Origin of the sequence: Chryseobacterium sp. X308 (assembly GCF_020733145.1) — a bacterium.
Lineage (GTDB): Bacteria > Bacteroidota > Bacteroidia > Flavobacteriales > Weeksellaceae > Chryseobacterium > Chryseobacterium cupriresistens.
On sequence record NZ_JAJFZH010000001.1, the window covers coordinates 318,302 to 342,671 of the forward strand.

Sequence of the window (24,370 nt, forward strand, 5' to 3'; positions counted from 1 at the left end):
ATGATTAACGAATCCGAATATTGGAAAAAAATAGAACAGTTCTTCGAAGACAATTTCCACACTGAGAAGAACCCACCCATTGAAACCCTCTTATTTCTGATAGGGTTGCAGGAACTGGGAAGCGGCCAGCAAAAATATACAAAAGAAGACAAAGTAAACCTGATTCATATTGCAGTCTGCAGATTGCTTGAGCCTTTTGGATATTATAAATTTACCCACTATGAAGACGGATGGCCCCACTTTGAAACTGTGGAAGAACTTCCCGAACTCAAACCTAATGAGCAGACTTTGCTTATGAAAAAGGCGATTATCCAGTATTTTCAGGAAGAAGAGCTTTTGTAAAAGCAGGAAGCAGGAAGATGGAAGCAGGAAGTTAATCAGCAGCGTGTAAATCTTCTATTTAGAATAAAAAAGTTCGGATCTTTCCTTGGGAAAGATCCGAACTTTTTCTTTATTAAGAATCAGGTTGCGTATCATATTCTTATCCAATCAATTCTTCCAATTGATTAAGCCCCATTTTAAAACCTTCTTCAAATCCCATATCCATAAGCTTTTTCATCACTTCAGGAGAATGGTAATGGATATTGATGGTTACTTTAGTTCCTTCCTCCACTCCGGTAAAGCCAATCAGCCATTTTGACCTTGGGAAGTCTTCATTGATATTGCCTTTTTCATCACAGAAAGCACTCATCCAGTCAAGACTTCTGTGTTCTGTAATTTCTCCATATTGAGTTTGAGCGTACATAGGTCCTTTTTCACCGTTTGGACCTACCATTGTGTACATCCAGATGCCTCCTTCCTTGAAATCCTGACTTACAGTTTCACATTTCCACGGTTTAGGTCCCCACCATTGATCCAATAATCTTGCTTGTGTAAAATAGTTCCATACGGTTGAAACATCAGCCTTAAAAATCTTCATAACATAAGCACTTGATGCATCAAAATCTTTGTTGAAAATGATCGTAGATTCCATATATATTTATTTTTATTAAAGTTAGCATTTTATTTATTGAAAGGACTTTTCATATGACAAGTAAAAGATAATTCATAAATAATTGTTAAAAAACACTCTTTTAAGAAAAAAAAAACAATTTTTTGGCTCGTTTTTTGTTTATGTACTCTTAAAAAAATTAATTTTAACATTCATTTTTCCAAAACATATATATTTTAAATAATGAATAACAAATTCATCCCAATAATTTCAGTGTTTATGACGATCTCACTGATTGTCTTTGTAACGCTCCAATTTTATTGGTTGAAAGGCTATTACGGCGTACTGGAACAGGATTTTTCAAATAAAGTGTATGCGGTTTTGGAAAGTACTTCAAAAAGTATTGAAGAGATAGAAGCTGAAAAATACCTGAATCAGGATTATAAAGATTTCAGAAAAAATATTCTTGCAAACAGCAAACAGCCGTCTTTAACTACCATTCAGCAAGTAGAAGACTCTGGTACTCAAAGACAGATTATTTATTCTAAAAATATTATCGAAAAAACGCAGCTGCCTATTTCTCAAAAAGGAGATTCTATCAAGCTGACGACTTTGTATACAGATGAAGCTGCTTACAAAATAAAAAGAGACACTACGAATCGTGAGCTTCTTACCACAGACATCAATCAGGAGATTGAGACGGGAGATTATTCCATGAAAGAGTTTGTGAAAGTATATGGAAACAACCTTCCTATTACTAAAAGAGTAGACCCGAAAACACTTGACTCCGTTATTGCCAAAGAACTGAAAATAAGAGGTATCACTGCCAAGTTCGGATATGGAGTTCTTGACCGCAACAACAAACTTACAAGCATTGCCAATAAGGCTTATAAAGAAAAGAAAGACAGTAATACCTACAGCTTTCCTCTTTTTGCCGATAAGAAAAATACATTATACAGCCTTGCCCTGGTATTTCCTAAAAAAGAATATTCCCTGGCGATGAATAACTGGCCGATGCTTTTGGGAACATTCCTTTCTCTCCTTACCATTCTTGGGATTTATATTATTTCCATCAATTATATGATGAGACAGAAAAAACTTGCTGAAGTAAAAACAGACTTCATCAACAACATGTCTCACGAGTTTAAGACGCCATTGGCAACCATTTCTGTTGCAACGGATTCATTGGCTAATGATAAAATTGCCACCAATCCGGATAAAGTAAAATACTATTCCGAACTGATCAAGCAGGAGAATTTAAGGATGAAAAAACAGGTGGAAAATGTACTTAATATGTCCAAGCTTGAGCGAAATGAAGTAGAACTGTTTTTAAAAGAGACCAATGTAAGAGAGCTGATCAAAAAAACGACAGAATCCTTCAACCTGATTGTACAGCAAAGAAACGGAACGCTTACGCAGAAGTTCACGGCCACTCAATATAATTTTAAAATAGATGAATTTCACATCTCCAATATGCTGGTCAACTTACTGGATAATGCCAATAAATATTCTCCTGAAGCACCGGAAATACATGTGGAAACAAGAAATGAAGGACACTGGTATGTGATTGAAATTTCCGATAAAGGAATGGGAATGGATACCCAGAATAAAACCAAAATTTTTGAAAAATTCTTCAGGGAAGAAACCGGGAATATACACAATGTAAAAGGACAGGGATTAGGTCTTTCTTATGTTAAGAAAATTGTAGAACTGCACAAAGGACAGATTATTGTAGACTCTCATAAAGGAAAAGGAAGTACGTTTACGATAAAACTGCCGATGAGCTAGAAAAATAAATGATAGATGATAAGCGATACGCGATACAGATCTCTTTCACATCAGTTATCAATGATCATTCATCAATTATAAAGTTAAACCAAATATCAAAATATAGAAGATAGAGTGAGGAAGTTCATTCTTAATTGTTAATTTTTAATTATTAAAATTATGAGCAACAGAATATTATTAGTAGAGGACGATCAGAGTTTCGGGGCGGTGCTTAAAGATTATTTGACCATCAATAATTTTGAAGTGACTCTTGCCACTGACGGGGAGCAGGGACTTAAAGAATTTACAGAAAATGAATTCGATATCTGCATATTTGACGTAATGATGCCTAAAAAAGACGGATTTTCATTAGCGGAAGACGTAAAAAAGATTGATAAAAATACACCGATCATTTTCCTTACTGCAAGAAACATGAGAGAAGATATCCTGAAGGGATATCAGTTAGGTGCTGATGATTATATTACAAAACCTTTTGATACTGAGCTTCTATTATACAAAATAAAAGCAATTCTTCAGAGAAGTTCTACCTTGGAAAATGAAGAACAGGAGCAGTTTAAAATCAGCAATATTTTCTTCGACTCTATGCTGAGACAGCTGAAAGTAGGTGATAAAGAATACAAACTTTCGCCTAAAGAAAATGAATTATTAAAACTTCTTTGCATCCACAGAAATGATTTCATGCCGAGAGACCTTGCTTTAAGAAAGATCTGGAAAAAGGAAAATTATTTTACAGCAAGAAGTATGGACGTTTATATTGCCAAGCTTCGTAAGTTATTAAAAGACGACGAAGGATTGGAAATCATCAACGTTCACGGAGAAGGATTTAGACTTTTGGTAAAAAATTAATCCAAAAATCAAATTATAAGTATAAAATTAGCAAAACAATTAAAAATGTTTTGCTAATTTTGTTTCATACCCATGGATATGAAGAATACATTTATAGGTTTGATCGCCGTATCACTCTTAGCCGCATCCTGTAAAAAGGATGAAAGAGCTACTTACTTAAAAGAAGAAGCCAACGCTGGCCAGCCCAACGTAGCTCTAAATACCACCTCAAAAACCGCTCTGATGGAACAGGCAGGCATCCAGTCCAACGCTGCTCCTGCTCCTATGACAACCGCTCCGGGAATGAATCCTCCACACGGGCAACCGGGACACCGATGCGATATTCCGGTAGGACAACCTTTGAATGGGCAACCTGCCGCAGCCACTCCTGCAACACAAAATGTAAATATGAGCGGGGGCAATACCATCCAGATTGATCCGAATGCTGTATCACCAGGAAAAATCACCCTTGATAATAACGGGAAACAGGTAAAAACCGCACCAGGAATGAATCCTCCACACGGACAGCCTGGACACCGATGCGATATTCCCGTAGGACAGCCCTTAAATAGTAAGCCAGCTCCTGCGCCACAGGCAGTGCAAAATGCAGTTCAAGCAACTCCAGGTCCGGCTCCTGCACCTGCAGCACAGAATCTCGCAATGGGAGAAAAACCGAAATTGAATCCCGCTCATGGTGAGCCATGGCACAGCTGTTCTCTAAAAGTTGGTGATCCTTTACCATAAATTTTGTATTTTTGCAAAGATGAAGCTGTTTCAAATACTTGCCATAGTTTTTTGTCTGGGAGTCTTTCTGATTCCCAAGGATTATTTCTATGCACAGGAAATGCAGGAAACATGCTGTAAAGCAGAATCTTCCAAGAAAATGGACTGCTGTAAAAATCATTCTTCAAAAAAAGACAGCAAACATGATAACACAAAATCATGTAATGATGACTGCTGCTCATCATGCATTGCCTGCTATACTTTTATTGAAACCCCTTTTTCAAAAAATCTACGTCTGGAACTGTCTTATTACAAAGCGAATAAGAATCCTCAGTTTCAATATTCAGATCCTTATCTTTCAGACCGTTTGAAGGAAATCTGGCAACCGCCCAAGATAGGTTAATTAAATACCATGGGTTCATTATGCCTTATAATGAACTGTTTTTTAATTAATTAAAACTTTAAACAAAATGAAATTATATATTTCCAGGTTCATACTTGGTGCATTATTCCTATTTACACAATTTATATCTGCTCAGACACTTTCAAAAAATCAGTTCAAGGTAAAGGGGAACTGTGAAATGTGCAAAACAAGAATTGAAAGTGCTGCAAAAAAAGCGGGCGCAAAAACAGCAGTGTACTCCATTGATCTTCAGACATTAACCTTTGAAACAGACAAAGCATCCGCTGATGATATTCTGAAAAAAGTAGCAGAAGCAGGGCATGACAATGAGAAATTTAAGGCTTCTGATACAACCTATGAAGGACTTCCGGGATGTTGTCATTACGATAGAGATCTGCAGCCTTCACAGTCAGAAACCAACCATGAGCACCATGCGGATGCTACTATTTCCCCTAAAAAAGAAAATGAATTCTATGTAAGAGGAAACTGTGCTTCATGTAAGGCCAGAATTGAAAAAGCATCCAAAGATGCCGGTGCCGATACTGCAGAATGGAATGCGGGGAAACAAACGGTTACTTTACATTTTGACCCTTCAAAAACCTCATCAGATAAGATTTTAAAGGCTATTGCTGATGCAGGACATGATAATGAAAAATACAAAGCTTCGGATGCTGTTTACAATGGCCTTCCGGGATGCTGTCTTTATGACAGAGAGTTTACTTTCGGGCAGCCTAATCCAAAGGTTCATTACGAAGAAGCAACAAAGCATGAAGATCATAAAGACAATGAGACTTCACCAGCTAAAGAGGATCATTCCCAGCACGAAAAAAGTATTGATGGTGTTGTCGTAACAGGTTCTAAGGCAGCAACGGCTTTAAGCAAGAAAGAAGCCGGTCTTGTTTTTAATATTGATAAAAAAGAGCTGTTAAAGGCAGCTTGCTGTAATCTGTCTGAAAGTTTCGAAACCAATGCAACGGTAGATGTTTCTTTCAGTAATGCGGTTACAGGGACAAAACAGCTGAAAATGCTTGGTTTGGATCAGAAATACACGAGTTTGACAAAAGAACAATTACCTGAAATCAGAGGTCTGGCTTCTGCCTATGGCTTAAATTTTATCCCGGGAAGATGGATTGAAAGTATTCAGCTTACCAAAGGAGGAAGTACCGTAACCAACGGCTATGAAAGTATCACAGGACAAATCAACACTGAACTTCTGAAGAATGCAAAGACTCCTGAAACATCATTAAATCTTTTTTCTGATTTTAATGGAAGAGCTGAAGTGAATATCACCAATGTTTCTCCGATCAACGATAAATGGTCGCAAACTTTCCTTCTTCACGGCAACGGAACTTTCGGGAATACGGATATGAATGATGACGGCTTTCTGGACAGACCGAAAGGAACACAGATCAATGCAGCGTATTTGCTTAATTATAATGATCTTGAAAAGTCGGGATTCGGGTCTCACTTTGGAATTAATTTTATCAGAGATGAAAGAACGGCAGGACAGATTGGTTTTGATAAAAAACTTGGTCAGGACAAACAGCCTTTTTATGGGGTAGGAATCGATATTTCAAGATTCCAGGTCTGGAATAAAACAGGATATGTTTTTAAGGGAAAACCTTACCAGAGTATCGGCTGGATGAACCAGTATGTGTATCACCAGCAGGACAGCTTTTTCGGATTGAGAAATTATGCGGGACAACAGCATACGTACTATTCCAATTTAATTTTTGAAAGCATCATCGGAAATACCAACCACAAGTACAAGGCTGGTGCAAGTTTCTTATATGACGGATACAAAGAAACGTATTTGCTGGACGATATGAGAAGAAATGAAATTGTACCGGGAATTTTTGCCGAATATACTTTAACAGGTTTAAAATATACTTTAGTAGCAGGTTCCAGAGTAGATTTTCATAATCTGGCAGGAACACAGTTTACCCCAAGACTTAACTTTAAATATGACTTCACGCCTCAGACGATTTTAAGACTTTCTGCGGGAAGAGGATTCAGAACGGCGAATGTATTTGCAGAGAGCCAGCAGTATTTTGCATCAAACAGAGCTATTAATATTTTACCTAACGGAGGAAATATTTATGGATTAAGACCTGAAATCGCATGGAATTATGGAGCGAGTTTACAACAGGAATTTAAGTTATTCGGAAGAAAATCGAGCATTGTTGCAGACTTCTTCAGAACAGATTTCCAGGATCAGGTATTGGTAGATCTGGATCAATCTCCTCAACAGCTGACATTCTATAATCTGGATGGTAAATCTTTTGCCAATTCATTCCAGACCCAATGGGATTTCATGCCTGTCAAAAATCTTGAAGTAAGATTGGCTTATAAATATTATGACGTGCAGGCTGATTATATCGGCGGAAGAAGAGAAGTTCCTTTTATGGCGAAGCACAGAGGGTTTGTGAATCTGGCCTATTCAACCAATAAAAATGATAATGGCGGATTCTGGAGTTTTGATACGACTTTAAACTGGGTTGGAAAGCAAAGACTTCCTGATACTTCAAGCAATCCTGCAGAGTTTCAGTTACCGATGTATTCAGAATCTTATGCGGTTCTTAATGCTCAGATTTCAAGAAATTTCAATAAAAAGATCAGAGCTTATGCAGGAGGTGAAAACCTTACTTCTTACTATCAGAAAAATGCGATTGTAGATTTTAAAAATCCTTTCGGAAATTATTTTGATGGCGGAATGGTGTATGCGCCAATTATGAAAGCCAATTTCTATGTGGGACTGGATGTGACGTTTTAAGGGCGGGAAGCTGGAAGAATGATGCTGGAAGTACTTTTAGCCTATAAAATTCTTATATGGGATAAACTACTGGTAAACTCTTAATAAGAGACAACGTTTTAAAGGCTGGAGGCTGGAAGAGTGAAGCTGGGAGTACCTACAAGCGAGTAAAGTTATTATGTGGGATAAACTACTGGTAAACGCTTAATAAGAGATGACGTTTTAAGGCGGGAAGATGGAAGAGAGAAGCTGGGGGGTGCCTACAAGCGAATAAAGTTTTATTTTATTGAGGATAAAATCTGAATACACAAAAACCTTATAGGTTTCAGAAACCTATAAGGTTTATTTTTTGCCATTAGCAGATAAAATTCACCAGTAATAACGAAGGAAATCCAAGAGTTATGAAAACTTACAGAGACTTCCTTCTTCCAGCTTCAAGCTTCCTTACCAATAAAAAGAATCGGCTTCAAAAATTGAAGCCGATTCTTTTTATTTTATCTTCCAAAGTCGTCCTGTACTCTTACGATATCATCTTCGTCTGAAGGATTGGACGCATCGGTGTGCTGCCAGATTTCAGCTACAATTCCCCAGCCTGCAAGACCAATTAATCTGTGTCTTTCTCCCTGCTGAAGTTTCACCTGATCTTTCGGACCATATTCTTTCAGTTCTCCTTCTTCATCGGTATTGCTTCTTTTGATGCCTACCGTTCCTTCCACAACCTGCCAGATTTCAGCTCTTCTGTGGTGATATTGCCAGCTTAATCTTGCTTCCGGAGCTACGATAAGGATTTTCGGGCTCAGCTTTCCTCCTATTCTCAGGTTGTCTACATCAATCCCATCGAAATATTGGTTGGCAAAATCCTGTGCCTGCGTTTCATCAATCACAAAGAATCCTCCCCATGGTCTTGTATCGTCTTTTGCTGCGATGTTAAAACCTTGTCCTTGCAACATGCTCTCTACTCTATCGAATATTTCTTTTTTTTCTGTACTCATACAGCTATATTTTTAATTTAAAATTTATTTATTTGATTCTTCTTTTGACATTGAATAAGGAAAATCTTTTTCCTGCGAACCTCTTTCTTTGTTGGGTTTGCTGTCCATTTTAAAGTCTAAAACGGCTCCCTTCATCAGTTCTTTATGGCTCAGCCAGTTTTTGGAATATGACTGTTGGTTTACATTCAATGATTTTACATATAGATTTTCTGCGTTGTTTTCCGGAGCTTTTATTTCAATTTTCTTACCATTTTCCAAATGAATGGTGGCTTCTTTAAATAATGGTGCTCCCAACACATACTGATCTGTTGCCGGCGTTACAGGATAAAACCCAAGGGCTGAGAAAATATACCATGCAGACGTTTGTCCGTTATCTTCATCACCGCAATATCCGTCCGGAGTGGCATGATACAATTTGTTCATCACCTGTCTCGCCCAATATTGCGTTTTGTATGGTGCTCCTGCATAGTTATACAGATAAATCATGTGTTGGATAGGTTGGTTTCCATGGGCGTACTGTCCCATGTTCATGATCTGCATTTCTCTGATCTCGTGGATCACGCCTCCATAATAACTGTCATCAAAAACCGGTGGCAATGAAAATACTTCATCTAATTTGGCTTCAAACTTCTTCTTTCCACCCATCAGTTCTGCCAGACCGTCGATATCCTGGAAAACGGACCATGTGTAATGCCAGCTGTTTCCTTCTGTAAACGCGTCACCCCATTTGAAAGGATTGAAAGGCTTCTGGAAATTACCATCTTTATTTTTACCACGCATTAAGCCTGTTTCCTTATCAAATACATTTTTGTAATTATAGGCTCTTTTCTTATAGATATCAATTTCTGAAGCGGGTTTTCCTAATGCTTTTCCTAACTGATAGATTGAAAAATCATCATAAGCGTATTCTAATGTTCTTGCTGCATTTTCATTGATCTTTACATCGTAAGGAACATAGCCCAATTCATTATAATACTTTACGCCTGCGCGGCCCACAGCTTCTATAGGACCTTCATTGTTTGCTCCGTGTTTTACGGCCTGCCACAGCGCTTCTGTGTCATATCCGCGAAGTCCTTTGATATAGGCATCTGCTACTACGGATGCAGAATTATTTCCAATCATAATATCAGAATATCCAGGGCTGCTCCACTCCGGTAAGAAACCTCCTTCTTTGTAAGCATTGGCCAGTCCTTCCTGCATTTCTACATTGATGCTTGGATAAACAAGATTCAGGAAAGGGTACAAAGCACGGAATGTATCCCAAAATCCGGTTCCTGCAAACATTCTTCCATCAACAATTTTACCGTTGTAAGGACTCCAGTGTTTGATTTTATTCTGAGCATCAATCTCATATAACTTTTGCGGGAAGAATAAAGTTCTGTATAAAGAGGAATAAAAGGTTCTCATCTGCTGATCGGTTCCCCCTTTTACATCTATTTTTCCTAATGTTTTATTCCAGATATTTTTAGCATCAGTTTTTACCTGTTCAAAGTTTCTGTTTCCGATTTCTCTTTTAAGATTCAGTTCTGCCTGTTCAAAGCTGATGAATGAAGAGGCTACTTTTGCATACACCGTTTCTTTATTTTTAAGCTTAAACCCTACTACAGCACCTGTATGATCACTGGTAATTTCTAATTGGTCATTCACCAGTTTATTGTCTTTCCAGGTTTTTGTCAGTTCAAAATCTTTATCAAACTGAATGACAAAGTAGTTTTTAAAATTTTCGTATTTCCCGGTAGAATATCTTGTGGTATATCCCAGGATTTTTCTTTCTTTCGGTAAAATTTTGATATAAGAACCTTTGTTTAGAGCGTCGACAACTACGTAAGCGCTGTCTGTCTTTGGAAAATCAAATTTAAAATAAGAAGCTCGTTCTGTAGGCGTAAATTCTGTTGTGACATTGATGTCAGCAAGATAAACACTATAGAAGTAAGGCGTGGTCACCTCAGCTTTATGGCTGAACCAACTTGCTCTTTCGTCTTCTTTAAATTTCACTTTTCCTACTCCCGGCATGATGGCAAATGCGCCATAATCGTTCATCCATGGAGAGGGTTGGTGGGTTTGTTTAAATCCTTTTATTTTATCTGCATCGTAGGTATAGGCCCATCCATCGCCCATTTTACCGGTCTGCGGTGTCCAGATATTCATTCCCCAGGGAAGTCCGACTGCCGGATAGGTATTTCCATTGGATAATGAAGGTTTGGATTGGGTTCCCATCAAAGGATTCACATAGTCTACGGGAGATACATTCTGACCTAAAGCCCAGGCCTGTAATAACAGTAAGCAAGTGGAAAATATAAACTTCATTGTATCTTTTCGTTTGTTAATTTATATACGCTTTTTTAATGCATAGCTGGCAGCTCCAAGAATGGCCGCATCTTCAAATATGGCCGAAATTTTAACCTGCAAGTTAATATTATTCTTTGTTAAATTCTGAATAAATCTTTGCTCAAAATGAGGATAAGTCTTGGCAATATTTCCTCCTATAACTAAAACTTCCGGTTTGTAATGATCGACATATTTCACAATAAATTCTGAGAAAGAGTCTGCATATTCATCAAACATTCTTTTTTGTATTTCTTTGGGTTTATCCAGAAGGTCTTTGGTTCCTGAAATTTCCTCTCCGGTAAGTTCCTTATAATGATTCACAAACCATCGGGTGGCCAGATAGTCTTCACTGATGGAATCTCTGAAGGGAGAATCCCATAAGTCTTCATCGGTAGCAAATTCCCCGTTGAAAAAAGTCGTTCCCAATCCTGTCCCAAGAGTAACCCCAAAAATCCTGTTGAAACCTTGGGCACATCCTCCGAATACTTCTCCTTCCATAAATGCAGCCGCATCATTTACAAAATGAATCTGCTCCTGAGAAATGGCCAGCCTTTTTGCCAGTTCTTCTTTAATATTGACCTGATAGATATCTATAAATTTTCCCTGCTGCATAAGAGATATTCCATTCTCATAATCGAAAGGTCCTGGCATTGCGATACCGATTAAAAGATCTTCTTTTACCAGATCATGAGCCACCTTATTAATGGCTGAAACCCAGGCGTTGAAAATAACTTCTTTGTTTTCGAAAGCATCTACATGTTCTCTTACATAGGTGGATGAAATGATTTCACGTTTTTGCGGATCTACCTGAGCCAGCGTGATGTGCGACCCTCCAATATCGATTCCTACTATATTCTGCATTATTTTTTTATTTTAAATTCAAGTCTTCCTGTGACTGAAAAAACAGACAAACAGAAGTACACCTCTGTCTGCCTGCTTTGTATTTCAGACTCTATTTCATTATCTGAATTTTACTTCACAATAATTTTACCGGTTGATATTACTTTACTGTTTGCGGATGTAATTTTGTAAATATAAGTACCACTGATTAAATCCTGCGTATTCACTGCGTTATTATTTTGATTAATATTCTGTTTTTTGAATAATTTTCCTGAAGCATCATACAATGCTACCTCAGTTGCCGAATTATCACTAATAGCAAAGTGAATGTCATTTCCTCGTTTCACGGGATTCGGATACACTGTACTGTTCTCTTTTACTGATTCTATATCTTTTACTGCAAGGGATGAAGCGCAGGCAACATCTGTTCTCCAGTTGGCATCTGTCATATTGATCAGGGTTGCAAAATGGGTATTGGCTGTAGCATCCAAAGCTCCCATTCCGCTTCCTTCATCCATTTTCCAGTTGGCTTCAAGACCAGTGGCGTTGGCAGGAACATTACAGCTGTTATTCAGGATTTCCTGTGGTGTCAGTGCTCTTTTCCAAACTCTGAATTCATCAAGAAAACCGTTGATTGTACGGGAATTGTCATAGTTTCTTCCCAGATAAAGAATTCCGTTTGCTGTAAAATTACCCGTCACCGAAAACGTTGCATCAAGATTACCATTAACATAAATTTTCATGGCTGCTCCGTCATAAGTAGCTGCTATATGATACCATGTATTGGTGTTGAATGCTGTATTGGTATTCAATTTCACCTGTGATGAACCGAAGCTCAAAATGAATTGAAGCTTATTATTCGCGAGGTTTCCGTCTCCGAAACGAAGCATCGCAGAGTTATTATCTCCTACTTCCACTCCTAACACTGATGAAATGTAAGGGAAAGCTGTTTTGAAAGCATTTACTTTTACCCAGCCCTCAAAGCTCACTGCATTTCCGCTCAGGTTAAATTGTCCTGCATTAAGATAGTGTGTGCTTCCGTTAAAAGAAAGTGATCTTGCTCCGGGACTTGTAACCGGTGCGAAGCCACTATTAAATGATCCTTCTCCTGAATAGGTACTTGTAGTTCCTCCCGCACATGAAGCCTGTACTTTCCATACATAACTTGTATTAGGTGTCAGGTTTTGTAATGAATAGGAATTGGTTGTAATATTTGGAATTTCAGTCCAGGTTGTTGCTGAAGCCGTTTTATATTGCAGTGTATATGAAGTGGCGTTGCCTGCATCCCATGACAGTTGGGTAGTATTACCAAGGAAACTTCCGGAAGTCAATCCTGATGGCGTAGTGCAGCCACTTCCGGAGTTAAACCTTGGTGCAAAAATATAAGTACTTGTTAATGTCGGTGAGCAGTTAGACTGTATTCTCCAATCGTAATTGGTATTCAGGGTAAGGTTGCTGATGACAATATTATTTCCTGAATAATTATTGGCAACGTTTGTCCATACTGTTGAATTAGCTGGTTTATAATCAATATTGTAAGACTGAGAAGCATTGGAAGTCCAGTTCAGTTGAGCTGAAGTTCCTGTCACGTTGGAAACATCCAGTCCCAATGGCGGATCACAAGCCTGTCCCTGTGACCATGAATACAACTGACCGCTTAAGAGTGTATTTTCATTATACAGAATATTGGATCCTGTACTCAGGTAGCTGGCTACATTGGTTCCCGGCAGATCGTACCACATAAACACGCCGTATTGGTCATTTTTTGTGCTGGTCGCTAAGCTTGCCAATGTAGTGGCAGAAGTTGAATTTGGATTCGAGTTTTGTATCCAGGTTGCAGCTGCAGAAATTTTGGATTTATCAAGAGGCGGAACAACCGGAGCATTGTACGTACTATACATCGCATTCCATGTATAATTGATATAGTTTCCGGCTAAATCTCCATTATACGTTTGTCTGGTTGTGGCCGGACCATAGTAATAAAACGTAATCAGTTTATCCGGCATTGCGGCTTTCAGTTCCTGTAAAAGCATGACAAAAGAACTGTTATTAGGCTGTCCTGTTCCGTTATTTCCGTATCCTGCGTATTCATCATCAAGGTCTACTCCATCCAGACCGTAGGTGTAAACGGTGTGAGCCACCTGCAAAGCGAAATCTTTAGCTGCTTCACGGTTAGGGAAATTGGAAATTCCGGCTCCCTGGTGGTTTCCTAAAAGATCCAGCAATACTTTTATTCCTTTTTGCTGTAAAGGTTTTACGTAGGTATTAACATCATTCAGAACTTTGGTAACGTTGTTATTGTTTGAGATATAAGCACGGTTTTTAGAAACATCATAGTTGATATTGGCTGCAAAAATAATCGCTACATCAAAAAGCTGTCTGTTGGTATTCTGTAAAGTATAGGAACCTGCATTCAGCATATTGTTGTTGTTCACTTCCACATAGCAGACTCCCAAAGGATCAAGCTGCTGTGCTTTGAGTGCCGGAGCTGACTGAAGCATCAGGGCTATTAAGGGAATAAAAAAGGATTTTTTTCTCATAGTATATCAATTTTGTAGTAGAAAAAATCATTGGGCCGAAGCCCAATGACTGGGTTTGTTATTTTACAATTAGTTTTTCGGATTGTTTTAAGCTTCCATCATGAGATTCAAAGTGAACAATGTAGTTTCCTGCTGAAATTCTGCTCAATTCGTATTGATTATCTCCTGAGTTCAGTGATTTTGTGTCTACGATTCTTCCGTTAAAATCATAAACTGTCAATTTTCCTTTGCTGTATTCATCCGGAACAGAAACTGTCAGTGATGAAGATTTGCTTACCGGATTAGGATATAATTTGATTTGATTTTTAATGTTAGTCTCTCCCGTATTGATCGCCTTTTGCCCCGCAGTTCTTGCTAATGCTGAACTTCCTGTTGTACATGGTAGATCTGTACCCCAATTAGAAGAATCAACACCTGTCAAGGTTAGGGTCACTCCGTTTCCGGAAGTATCCTGAACTGTAGAACCACTGCCTTCGTTAAACTTCCAATACGCAGCCAGTGAAGTTGCCGGAACGGATACATTACACATATTCTGACTGATTTCCGTCTGGCTCAATGCACGTTTCCATACTCTTACCTCATCTATTTTTCCATTGAAATTTCTCGACGTGTTGTATAAATATCCTACATTGAATGCTCCTGTTGAATTCACACTTCCGGTTTGCGCTTTGGTGGCATCCAGAGTTCCGTTGATGTAAATTTTCATATTGGATCCATCATAAGTAGCTGCTACATGATACCAGGTATTGGCATTCAAAGCAGTTGCGGAAGCCAGTTTTTGCTGTACATTATTGATGCTTACGACAAACTGAAGTTTATTATTCGCAAGACTGGCATCTCCTAATCGTAAGAATGCGGAATTGCTGTCGCTTACCTCCGTTCCCATGATAGAGGAAATATATGGAGACGCAGATTTGAATGATGAAGGTTTGATCCATCCTTCAAAAGATAAAGCAGAACCACTTAGATTCATACTTCCGGCTGCTCCTGATTCAGTACTACCATCCAGAGATAAAGCATAAGAACCTGTAGGCGTTGTTCCTGAAGTGCTTGTAAATCTTGGTGCAAACATATAGGCGCTTTTCACACTGCAGTTGGTTCTGATTCTCCAGTCATAATCAGTGTTGACTGTTAACCCGGAAATAGTTACAGAAGTAGAACTTGTTGCAGATACTGCACTCGTCCAGGTTGTTGAAGAAGCTGGTTTATAATCGACATCATAGGTATTGGTTCCTACAGCAGACCAGTTCAGTTTTGCGCTTGTCCCTGTAAGATTGCTTGTGTACAACCCGATAGGGGCGTCACAATTCGTTCCCTGTGTCCATGATTGTAAAGGGCTGCTTAAAACAGTCTGTTCGCCATATAAAGTTTGGGTTCCTGCTGAAAGCTGTGCCGTTTCATTCGTTCCATGTAAATCATACCACATGAATACGCCGTAGCCGCCATTTTTCGTTTGGGTTGCCAGGCTGGTGGTGGTAGAATTAGAAGTATTTCCCATCCATACGGCTGCAGGAGAGATTTGTGCTTTAGTAAGAGGTGGTACATTGGGAGCAGAGAATGTTCCGTACATGGCATTCCAGCTGTAGTTGACATTATCTCCTACTCTGGCTCCGTTCCAGAAAAGTCTTGAAGCAGCAGGGCCGTAGTAATAGAATGAAATAATTTTATTCGGCAATAAAGCTCTAAGCTCCTGAACAAGCATTACAAAGGAACTGTCATTAGGCTGCCCTGTTCCGTTATTTCCATATTCTGAGTATTCATCATCAAAATCAATTCCATCAAGACCATAGGTATTCACTGTATTGGCAAGCTGCAGAGCAAAGTCTTTTGCAGCTTCACGGGTAGGAAAATTACAGATCCCGGCCCCTTGGTGATTCCCTAAAATGGTTAGTACTACTTTCATTCCCTTTTGCTGAAGTGGCTTTATGTAAGTATCTGCATTGGTAAGAACCTTGGTTACGTTATTATTGGAATACAGATATGCTCTACCACGGCTGGTATCATAATTAATATTGGCCGCAAAAATATTCACCACATTAAACAGGTAGCTGTTCGATGTCTGCAGTTTGTACGCTCCCGCATTCAGGAGGTTGTTATTATTCACTTCCACATAGCATATTCCGGTAGGGCTAAGCTGCTGTGCGTTAATCAGAGAACCAGACTGAAGCATGATGGCAATCAGTGCGGTAAAGATGGATTTTTTTTTCATTGTATAATTTTTTTAAGGTGTTTTGGTGTGTGAATTTTATATAGCATTCCCCTGACACCTTCTTTTTCGGGAAGGAATCTCAGATGAAAAAGCCATATAAAAGGGTGTGCTATGTCAGTAGCTCCGGGTTTTCGTTAAAGGTTTTCCATAACAATTCTCCAAATAAAGTATTTGCCCATGCAAACCATTCTCTGGTGAACTTTTTGGAGTCGTCTTTATGGAAGGATTCATGCATAAAGCCTGTTCCTCCGTGCGTTTTCTGTAAGGTATCTATACACCATCTGATCTCACTTTTGTCTTTGGTAGTGAGAGCCTTCATTATGATACTCATTGGCCAGATCATGTCAAGTCCGATATGCGGACCTCCTATTCCTTCTGCCAGCTTACCTTTGAAGAAGAACGGGTTGTTTTCTGACCATACGAATTTTCTTGTATTCAAATACACAGGGTCATCAGCTTTCACCGCATCCAGATAAGGCAGTCCCAGCAGGCTTGGACAGTTTGCATCATCCATCAGGTTATAGCTTCCGAAGCCATTTACTTCAAAAGCATAGATTTTTCCAAATTCAGGATGATTGTAAATTCCGTATTTTTTGATGGCTGCTTCTACCTCATCAGCAAGGCTGTTCAGTTGTTGAGCCAACGTTTTTTCATTTTTAATCTGAGCAACCATTTCCGCAGCCTGGCGTAAGCTTACCACTGCAAATAAGTTGGAAGGGATCAGGAATCCGTAAATGGTAGCATCATCACTTGGACGGAACATAGAGCTGATCAATCCCACAGGTTTTGTTGGATAACCATATCCTCCCATAGGAACTCCATCTGTTGCCCAAGCCGTTGTACGCTCGAATTTGTAAGGACCCAGATCATGTTTTCTCTGCTGTTCTGTAAAGGTCTGCAGGGTAAGTTGAATTCCTTTCAGCCAGTTCGCATCGAAAGGCTTTGTATCTCCGGTTGTTTTCCAGAAGTGGTACGCAAGGCGGATAGGATAGCAAAGCGAGTCGATTTCCCATTTTCTTTCATGGGTTCCTGGCTTCATATCAGTATGGTCATATTCTTTCCATTTACTGATCTTCTGATCATCGTTATAGAAAGCATTGGCATAAGGATCTTTCAGGATGAAAGTAGTCTGTTTGTGGATTACTCCTGAGATCAGCTTATGTAGTTTTTCGTCTTTTTTTGAAAACTGCAGATAAGGAAAAACCTGTGCGGAACTGTCACGAAGCCACATGGCATCAATATCCCCGGTGATCACGTAGGTATCCGGTGTTCCTCCAGTTTCCGTATAATAAACAGTAGTATCCAATGTATTCGGGAAGCAGTTTTCAAAAAGCCAGCTCAGCTCTTTGTTTTTTACTTTCTTTTTAAACGCGGCAATAGCACTTTCTACAGATTCGCTGGTAAAATGTCTTTTATCTTTAGGAACACGGACAACAGGAAAGTCATCCAGCACTAAATTTTTAGCAAAAACATTTTGAGTAAACAGCAATCCGGCTCCTGCCAGTGCACTTGTTTTAATAAAATTTCTCCTTTCCATTGATACTTTGTTTCGTTATTTTTATGAGTCTTATTTTACTGGTTTGTTTCCCATTACGAATCTCAATTCACCACCGTTCATAATATCGCTGTGATTCAGTTCCCAGCTTTTATATTCTTTTCCGTTCAGGAACATTTTCTGTACATAGATATTCTTGTCGGATATTTTGTCTGCAATTACGGTGAACGTTTTTCCATTCTCCAGTTTTAAAGAAGCTTTCGGGAATTGTGGTGCTCCGATGGCATAAACAGGTTTCCCAGGTGTTACAGGATAGAATCCTAATGATGAGAAAATATACCATGCTGACATTTGACCACAGTCTTCATTGTTAACGATTCCATCAGGTTTTGCTGCATACATATTGTCACGGATATATTTTACCATTTTCTGAGTCTTATAAGGACTTCCTGCATAGTTGTACAGGTATGGAACATGATGACCTGGCTCATCCCCGAATCCTAAAGATCCGATGAATCCTGAAATATCTACGTGCTGTTCTCCTTCCATATGAAGTGCTTCTGTAAAGGTTTTATCCAGTTTTTCTTCAAATCCTTTTTTCCCTCCGTACAGATTCATCATTTCATCAATCTGGTGAGGAACAAAGAAATCATAGGCCCAGATGTTTCCGGAAACCCAGTGTGGCTGAAGTTTTTTCCAATCGTTAAGGGTAAAATCTGCTAAGAATTTACCGTCTTTTTGTCTTGGCCAGAAGTGATTATTTTCTTTATTGAAGGTATTCAGGAAGTTCATAGAACGTTTTTTATATACTTCCGATTCTTCTTTTTTACCTAATTTTTCTGCAAGCTGCTGAATACACCAGTCGTCATATGAATATTCCAATGTTGCAGAAACAGAAGCTCCGTTTTCTGATGGAGTGTAGCCTAATTTGATATAATCATTAAGACCTCCGCCACCGTCGCTACTGCTCATTTTATCTGTTAAAGAAGCATCTTTCATCGCAGCAAATGCTTTTTCGGCATCAATACCCGGAACTCCTTTTGAAATAGCATCCCAGATTACCGAGGCACTGTGATAGCCCAGCATACAGAAGTTATCATATCCACAAAGCTCCCAGATCGGCATATGATCTTTACGATCTGTATATCTGCTGATCAGGGAATTGGCAAATTCTTTTGTATGCTTCTGATCCATAATGGTTAACAGAGGATGCGTTGCTCTGAATCCGTCCCAGTAAGAATACGTACTGTAGTTGGTGAACCATTTGGTATTCATGTTTTCCTGAGCGGCCACATAATCTCCATTCACGTCCATGTATAAATTTGGTGCAATGAAGGTATGGTAAACTCCCGTGTAGAAAATTTTTCTCTGGCTCTCTGTACCTCCTGTCACCTGGAATCTTCCTATCAGGTCTCTCCAGGTCTTTTGAGCGGTTTCTTTTGCTTTGGCAAAATCAACATTTGTTGCTTCGGTATCAAAATTTTCCTGTGCATTTTCTGTACTCACCGGAGATAATGATACTTTTACTTCAATACTTTCCTGATCTTCGGTTGAAAATCTTACAAAAGCTTTGGCATCTTTGGCAAGGGCAATTTTTTCATCATTTTTGATTTTTCCGTCAGCATAAACACCGTAAGACTTAAACGGTTTGGAAAACTCCATCACAAAGTAAGCAAATCGTTTACCTCCCCAGCCATTGCTGTAGCAGTATCCTTTGATTTTATTATTGCCTTCCACACTTACTAAAGTATGGTAGATATTTCCGAAGATTTTGTTGGTAGGATCAATAATGATATTGGCTTCACTACTTTTCGGGAAAGTATATTTATGAAATCCTACTCTTGGGGAAGCAGTAAGCTCTGCTTTAATCCCATAGCTGTCCAGCATTACGGAATAATATCCCGGAGACGCTATTTCTTTATCGTGCGTAAATTTTGAACGGTATCCTGTTTCCGGTTTATCTTCTGATCCCGGAACCATTTTAATCTGTCCTACGGTAGGCATTACCAGAATATCTCCAAGGTCTGCCCAACCCGTTCCACTCAAATGGTTATGACTGAATCCCATGATCGTTTTGCTGCTGTAATGGTATCCGGAACACCAGTCCCAGTCGCCACTTTTTGTATTCTGATCCGGACTCAGCTGTATCATTCCAAATGGCGTGGTTGCCCCAGGAAAAGTATGCCCATGTCCTCCTGTGCCTATGAAAGGATCTACCCAGGATAAAACATCGTTTTTATTTTGCTGGGCACTGGCTACAGAAATCAGGGTGGTAAAAAAGCAGATTAACAGTTCTTTTTTCATGATAAGAGAGGTATCGGAGATTTTTTTATTTAAAAGTTGGTTTAAAAATAGGAAAACCATTATAAAATTCCCAGCAAACGGAAAAATTAAGATGATTAACCTATTTTCCTAAACTTTATATTACTGTATTAAATTGAATTCTTTTTCATAAAATCAATGATTTCTGAGATATATCCAAAGGCAATCGCAACCACGGTATCGGCAGCACCGTAATATACTGTTACTTTGTCTCCTTCAGTCAATGCTGCACAAGGGAAAACCACATTGGGTACATCTCCTGTCAGTTCATACAATTCAGCCGGAGCCAATAAATAAGGCTTCGTTCTGTACAACACTTTTGTAGGATCTTCAAGATCAAGCAAAGCAGCTCCCATTGAATATCTGAATCCTCTGCAGGTATTGATCACACCATGATAGAAAAGCAGCCATCCTTCTTCTGTTTTGATAGGAACCGGCCCTCCTCCGATTTTGGTACACTGCCATGCACTGTCTTCGAAAGGCGTTACTTTCATCACGCAGCGGTGTTCACCCCAGTATTTCATATCAGGGCTATAGCTGATATAAATATCTCCGAAAGGCGTATGTCCGTTATCACTCGGACGGCTCAGCATGGCATATTTACCATTGATTTTCTCAGGAAACAAAACCCCGTTTCTATTGAAGGGGAGAAAGGCATTTTCACACTGAAAAAACTCTTTAAAATCAAAAGTATATCCGATTCCGATGGTAGGACCATTGTATCCGTTGCACCAGGTGATCCAGTAACGGTCTTCAATAAAAGTTACGCGGGGATCGTATTTGTAATCGGATTCAATCATATCCGTATTTCCTGCCTGCATTTCAATAGGATCATGATTGATATCCCAATTGATTCCGTCTTTACTGAAACCGGCAAAAATATTCATCTGCACTGCCTTGTTATCACAACGGAACACTCCGGCAAATCCATCTTCAAAAGGGATTACCGCACTGTTGAATATACTGTTGGATGTTGGTATCGCGTATCTGTTAATGATCGGGTTTTCGGAAAACCTCCACATGATATCATTGCAACCTTCCGGGCGATCCTGCCAGGGGATCATTACTGATTGAGCTGTCATAAAGTATTTTTTACTTTTTTATTTTTAATTATTATGAATTGATTTGTTGTTCTTTCTGATTTTCCGGATGAGGGAAAGGAACGAATAAGGTGGCCAAAAATGCAGGAATGGTAGCAATCAACACCCAGATAAAGAACATTTTGTATCCGATCCAGTCACTGATCGTTCCACTGATCATTCCGGGAATCATTACGCCAAGATTCATAATTCCTGTTGCAAATGCGTAATGAGCCGTTTTATGTTTTCCGGGAGCAATCTGCTGCATCATGTAGAGCATAAGCCCCACAAAACCAAAACCATATCCGAAATACTCCACGACCACAGCAATTCCTACCGGAAGAAGATCTGACGGCTGGTAATGTGCAAGTAGTGCATACACCACAAACGGAATATTGAATGCACAGCATAACCATATCAGAGATCTTTTCAATCCGCGGGCTGAGATAAAATATCCTGCCAGTACGGATCCTAAGATAAATGCTGCCGAACCGTATGTTCCATAAATAAGCCCGATATCTGAAGTAGATAACCCTAATCCTCCCGATGTTCTTGGAGCTTTAAAAAATAAAGGAGCAATTTTGATGGCAAATCCTTCTGCAAAACGGTACAGAATAATGAAGAGAATACACCACAGAATTTTCTTTTTGGTGAAGAAAGAAGTAATCACTTCCAGTAGTTCCTGACGAACGTTTCCTGCCGTTTTTTCTTCTTTATTTTCTTCCTTGTTTTCTTTCGGCAGAATGAAATAGTGATAAACTCCCAATACAAAGAACAATAATGCATAGATCACCATAATGATCATCCAGGCATGAGTAACTCCTTTTGTTTTTTCTAAAGCACCTGCAAAATAAACGAGTGCACCACTGCTGATAATCTTCGCGAGATTGTAAAAAGCACCCTGCCAGCCAATATATTTTGCCTGTTCCTTATTGGTCAAAAAGCCAATATAGGTCCCGTCCGCTACCACATCATGGGTAGCACCACAAAATGCTACAACCGCAAAAAGGGCAATACTGTATTTAAAAAAATCATGTAAAGGCAGACTTAATGCAATAAGAGCAAACAGAATTCCTATCGCAAACTCAGTAAAAACAACAAAGAATTTTTTGGTTTTATAAATTTCCAGGAACGGACTCCACAGTGGCTTCAGGGTCCAGGAAAAAAGGATAAGAGCTGTCCAGAACGTGATCTGCGAATCCGACACACCCATATCTTTATACATGATTCCCGAAACCGCATTAATGGTTACAAAGGGAACGCCCATTGCAAAATATAATGTGGAAATCCAGAGAATTGGCTGGATCCTACGGGTTCCGGAGTTGTTTTTTCCCATATTTAAAATAAGGTTCTAAATAAAAGAGAACATCTCAAAAATACATTCAGGCTAAAAAAACGAAACTATAAATTTTTTGGAGATTCTACTCTATTCTCCCGCCTTAATGAATGCATCAAATAAAAATCTGATGTTGAGATGTCTCTTTACTAATGAGTGATTCTGAATATTTTTATTTCTTATCCCACCAAAGTTTTGTTCCTCCGGTATCAGGACCGTTCAGCATTTGAGCGGCCTGAGGATAATTTAATGTATTGTTTCTATATTTAGTTGGGATGGGTATTCTTCTAATCATAGTATTAGTATTGATTGTCCCCTGACTATCATTTAGAACATTTTTGAATATAATTGGATACCCGGTTCTTCTCTGTTCTGCCCATGCCTCAGAACCGTCAGGATAAATGGCAATCCATTTTTGAGTTATGATTCTTTCCAGCTTTCTCTCAAAAACATCACCATCATTCCATTTTATAGTAATTGTACTTAACATTGGGCTTCCCGTTAAAATATTATTTGCTGAATTTTTAGGATCTATATAAGGAGCTTCTGTAGAACTTGCATCAGCAACATATGTTGCATAAGCACTACTTTTCCCCCATTCTGCAAATGACATCTCAATACCTTTATTATAATTTGTCCCTGCGTCTCCGGCACCAACATAGCCTCTTATAGCTGCTTCGGCTTTAAGAAACCAGATTTCTGCTGCAGTAAATATCTTATTTTTACCATTACTTATTGAAAAATAATCTCCTGTTGCAGCTGCAGCTATAGGCTGAGAAAAATCTCCGTAACGATCTTTACTTCCGTTCAAATCAACCCCTTGTCTTACTCCTATATATTTCCCAAATGCTGCCGGGTCTGTTGCAGGTTTTGCATAAGCAGAAATTCTTGGATCAGAATATCCATTCATAAAAGCCATCAATGGCGCTCCGATCTTACAATCCCCCCAGGAATAAATGATATCATTAAGAGGTGACGCCCCTCCATAACTTACTAATGCATTTGTTGAATTATCATCAATTAATCCTACAGGAGAGGTTAAAGCTTCCTCCGCGTATTGTTTTGATTTCACAGGATCAGCGTAACTCATCCTCATTGCTAACCTCAATTTTAAAGAATTGGCTAATCTTGACCAATTTGCCAGATTTCCTCCATATATAAGATCTGATTTAGTAACTACAGTTTTGTCTTCTACACCTGGTGTTTTTTGCAAATCTGAAATAGCAGAAGTGAGATCTGCAATAAAATTATTATAAGCCTCCTGTTGTGAATCAAAATCAGTAATTCCATTAGAATTTGGAGTTTCAAACTTACTATAAATAATAGGACCATGGGCATCCGATACCTTACTAGCTGAGATTACCTTAAGAATTTTAGCAAGCGCAAAAGTTGCTGTGAAATTTATTCCCGAATAGTTTTGGTGAATAACTGTATTGATGGTTTTCGATTTATCAAAAACATCTTCAAGTTGTGTCATCATAATTCTTTCGTTCCAACCGTCCATCATAAAATAAGTAGTATTATTTCTACCTCCGTTATATGGGGTGGCTGTACTGAATAAACCACTGTACATATCTGCATTAAGGTTAGTTTGTAATTGATAAATCCAGTTCGTAGGACTTTGTTGATTTCTTTGCATTAACTTCAAAGGATTTACTATTTGTGTAAAGTCCGCATTAAAATTTTCGGGTCCTCCAAGATATTCTTGATTATAATTATCGAAATCATTAGTACAGCTCAATGAAGAAAACGAAATCAATACACTGAAAGCTATAAGTTTAATATTATATATTTTCATTTTTTTAAT

Annotated in this window: 17 protein-coding genes; 6 read left to right on the forward strand and 11 right to left on the reverse strand. The window is 38.7% G+C overall.

The window, feature by feature from the left end; genetic code table 11:
* Nucleotides 1–342, forward strand: a complete 342-nt coding sequence (locus LIV57_RS01485; protein WP_227941134.1) for a hypothetical protein — start codon at nt 1–3, stop codon at nt 340–342.
* A 139-nt stretch (nt 343–481) separates the two neighbouring features.
* Here the strand turns inward: LIV57_RS01485 and LIV57_RS01490 are convergent, their stop codons facing one another.
* Nucleotides 482–973 carry an SRPBCC domain-containing protein gene (locus LIV57_RS01490; protein WP_227941135.1) on the reverse strand — a complete coding sequence of 164 codons (492 nt, stop codon included), beginning with the start codon at nt 971–973 and terminating at the stop codon, nt 482–484.
* Between the two features lie 201 nt (nt 974–1,174).
* Here LIV57_RS01490 and LIV57_RS01495 point away from each other — a divergent pair, with 201 nt between their 5' ends.
* From LIV57_RS01495 to LIV57_RS01515, 5 genes are all read left to right on the forward strand, one after another.
* The gene (locus tag LIV57_RS01495) at nt 1,175–2,719 is read left to right on the forward strand and encodes a sensor histidine kinase (RefSeq protein WP_227941136.1); all 1,545 of its coding nucleotides are present in this window, start codon (nt 1,175–1,177) and stop codon (nt 2,717–2,719) included.
* Nucleotides 2,720–2,878: 159 nt separating this feature from the next.
* A complete protein-coding gene (locus tag LIV57_RS01500; protein ID WP_002982671.1) occupies nt 2,879–3,565 on the forward strand; it encodes a response regulator transcription factor in 687 nt (228 codons plus the stop codon).
* Between the two features lie 78 nt (nt 3,566–3,643).
* Nucleotides 3,644–4,288 (forward strand): hypothetical protein, encoded by a 645-nt coding sequence (locus LIV57_RS01505; RefSeq protein WP_227941137.1) that lies wholly within the window; start codon nt 3,644–3,646, stop codon nt 4,286–4,288.
* 19 nt (nt 4,289–4,307) lie between these two features.
* Nucleotides 4,308–4,670 carry a hypothetical protein gene (locus LIV57_RS01510; protein WP_227941138.1) on the forward strand — a complete coding sequence of 121 codons (363 nt, stop codon included), beginning with the start codon at nt 4,308–4,310 and terminating at the stop codon, nt 4,668–4,670.
* 67 nt (nt 4,671–4,737) lie between these two features.
* The gene (locus tag LIV57_RS01515; protein WP_227941139.1) at nt 4,738–7,443 is read left to right on the forward strand and encodes a TonB-dependent receptor domain-containing protein; all 2,706 of its coding nucleotides are present in this window, start codon (nt 4,738–4,740) and stop codon (nt 7,441–7,443) included.
* Nucleotides 7,444–7,916: 473 nt separating this feature from the next.
* On the opposite strand, the gene LIV57_RS01520 is transcribed toward LIV57_RS01515, so the two are convergent.
* From LIV57_RS01520 to LIV57_RS01565, 10 genes are all read right to left on the reverse strand, one after another.
* Nucleotides 7,917–8,414, reverse strand: coding sequence for a phosphoheptose isomerase (locus LIV57_RS01520; RefSeq protein WP_227941140.1), 498 nt, complete (start codon nt 8,412–8,414; stop codon nt 7,917–7,919).
* 24 nt (nt 8,415–8,438) lie between these two features.
* Entirely contained in the window at nt 8,439–10,721 is a 2,283-nt protein-coding gene (locus tag LIV57_RS01525; protein WP_227941141.1) for a GH92 family glycosyl hydrolase, read from the reverse strand.
* A gap of 21 nt (nt 10,722–10,742) precedes the next feature.
* A complete protein-coding gene (locus LIV57_RS01530) occupies nt 10,743–11,603 on the reverse strand; it encodes an ROK family protein (protein ID WP_227941142.1) in 861 nt (286 codons plus the stop codon).
* Nucleotides 11,604–11,713: 110 nt separating this feature from the next.
* Nucleotides 11,714–14,122, reverse strand: coding sequence for an endo-beta-N-acetylglucosaminidase H (locus tag LIV57_RS01535; RefSeq protein WP_227941143.1), 2,409 nt, complete (start codon nt 14,120–14,122; stop codon nt 11,714–11,716).
* Between the two features lie 58 nt (nt 14,123–14,180).
* A complete protein-coding gene (locus LIV57_RS01540; protein ID WP_227941144.1) occupies nt 14,181–16,331 on the reverse strand; it encodes an endo-beta-N-acetylglucosaminidase H in 2,151 nt (716 codons plus the stop codon).
* Nucleotides 16,332–16,440: 109 nt separating this feature from the next.
* Nucleotides 16,441–17,868, reverse strand: coding sequence for a glycoside hydrolase family 125 protein (locus tag LIV57_RS01545; RefSeq protein ID WP_227941145.1), 1,428 nt, complete (start codon nt 17,866–17,868; stop codon nt 16,441–16,443).
* A gap of 30 nt (nt 17,869–17,898) precedes the next feature.
* Nucleotides 17,899–20,130, reverse strand: coding sequence for a GH92 family glycosyl hydrolase (locus LIV57_RS01550; RefSeq protein ID WP_262908286.1), 2,232 nt, complete (start codon nt 20,128–20,130; stop codon nt 17,899–17,901).
* A gap of 128 nt (nt 20,131–20,258) precedes the next feature.
* On the reverse strand, nt 20,259–21,230 hold the full coding sequence (locus LIV57_RS01555) for a glycoside hydrolase family 130 protein (protein WP_047376309.1): 972 nt from the start codon (nt 21,228–21,230) through the stop codon (nt 20,259–20,261).
* Nucleotides 21,231–21,261: 31 nt separating this feature from the next.
* Nucleotides 21,262–22,563 (reverse strand): MFS transporter, encoded by a 1,302-nt coding sequence (locus tag LIV57_RS01560; protein WP_227941147.1) that lies wholly within the window; start codon nt 22,561–22,563, stop codon nt 21,262–21,264.
* A 172-nt stretch (nt 22,564–22,735) separates the two neighbouring features.
* Nucleotides 22,736–24,361 carry a SusD/RagB family nutrient-binding outer membrane lipoprotein gene (locus tag LIV57_RS01565; protein ID WP_227941148.1) on the reverse strand — a complete coding sequence of 542 codons (1,626 nt, stop codon included), beginning with the start codon at nt 24,359–24,361 and terminating at the stop codon, nt 22,736–22,738.
* Between the last annotated feature and the right edge of the window lie 9 nt (nt 24,362–24,370).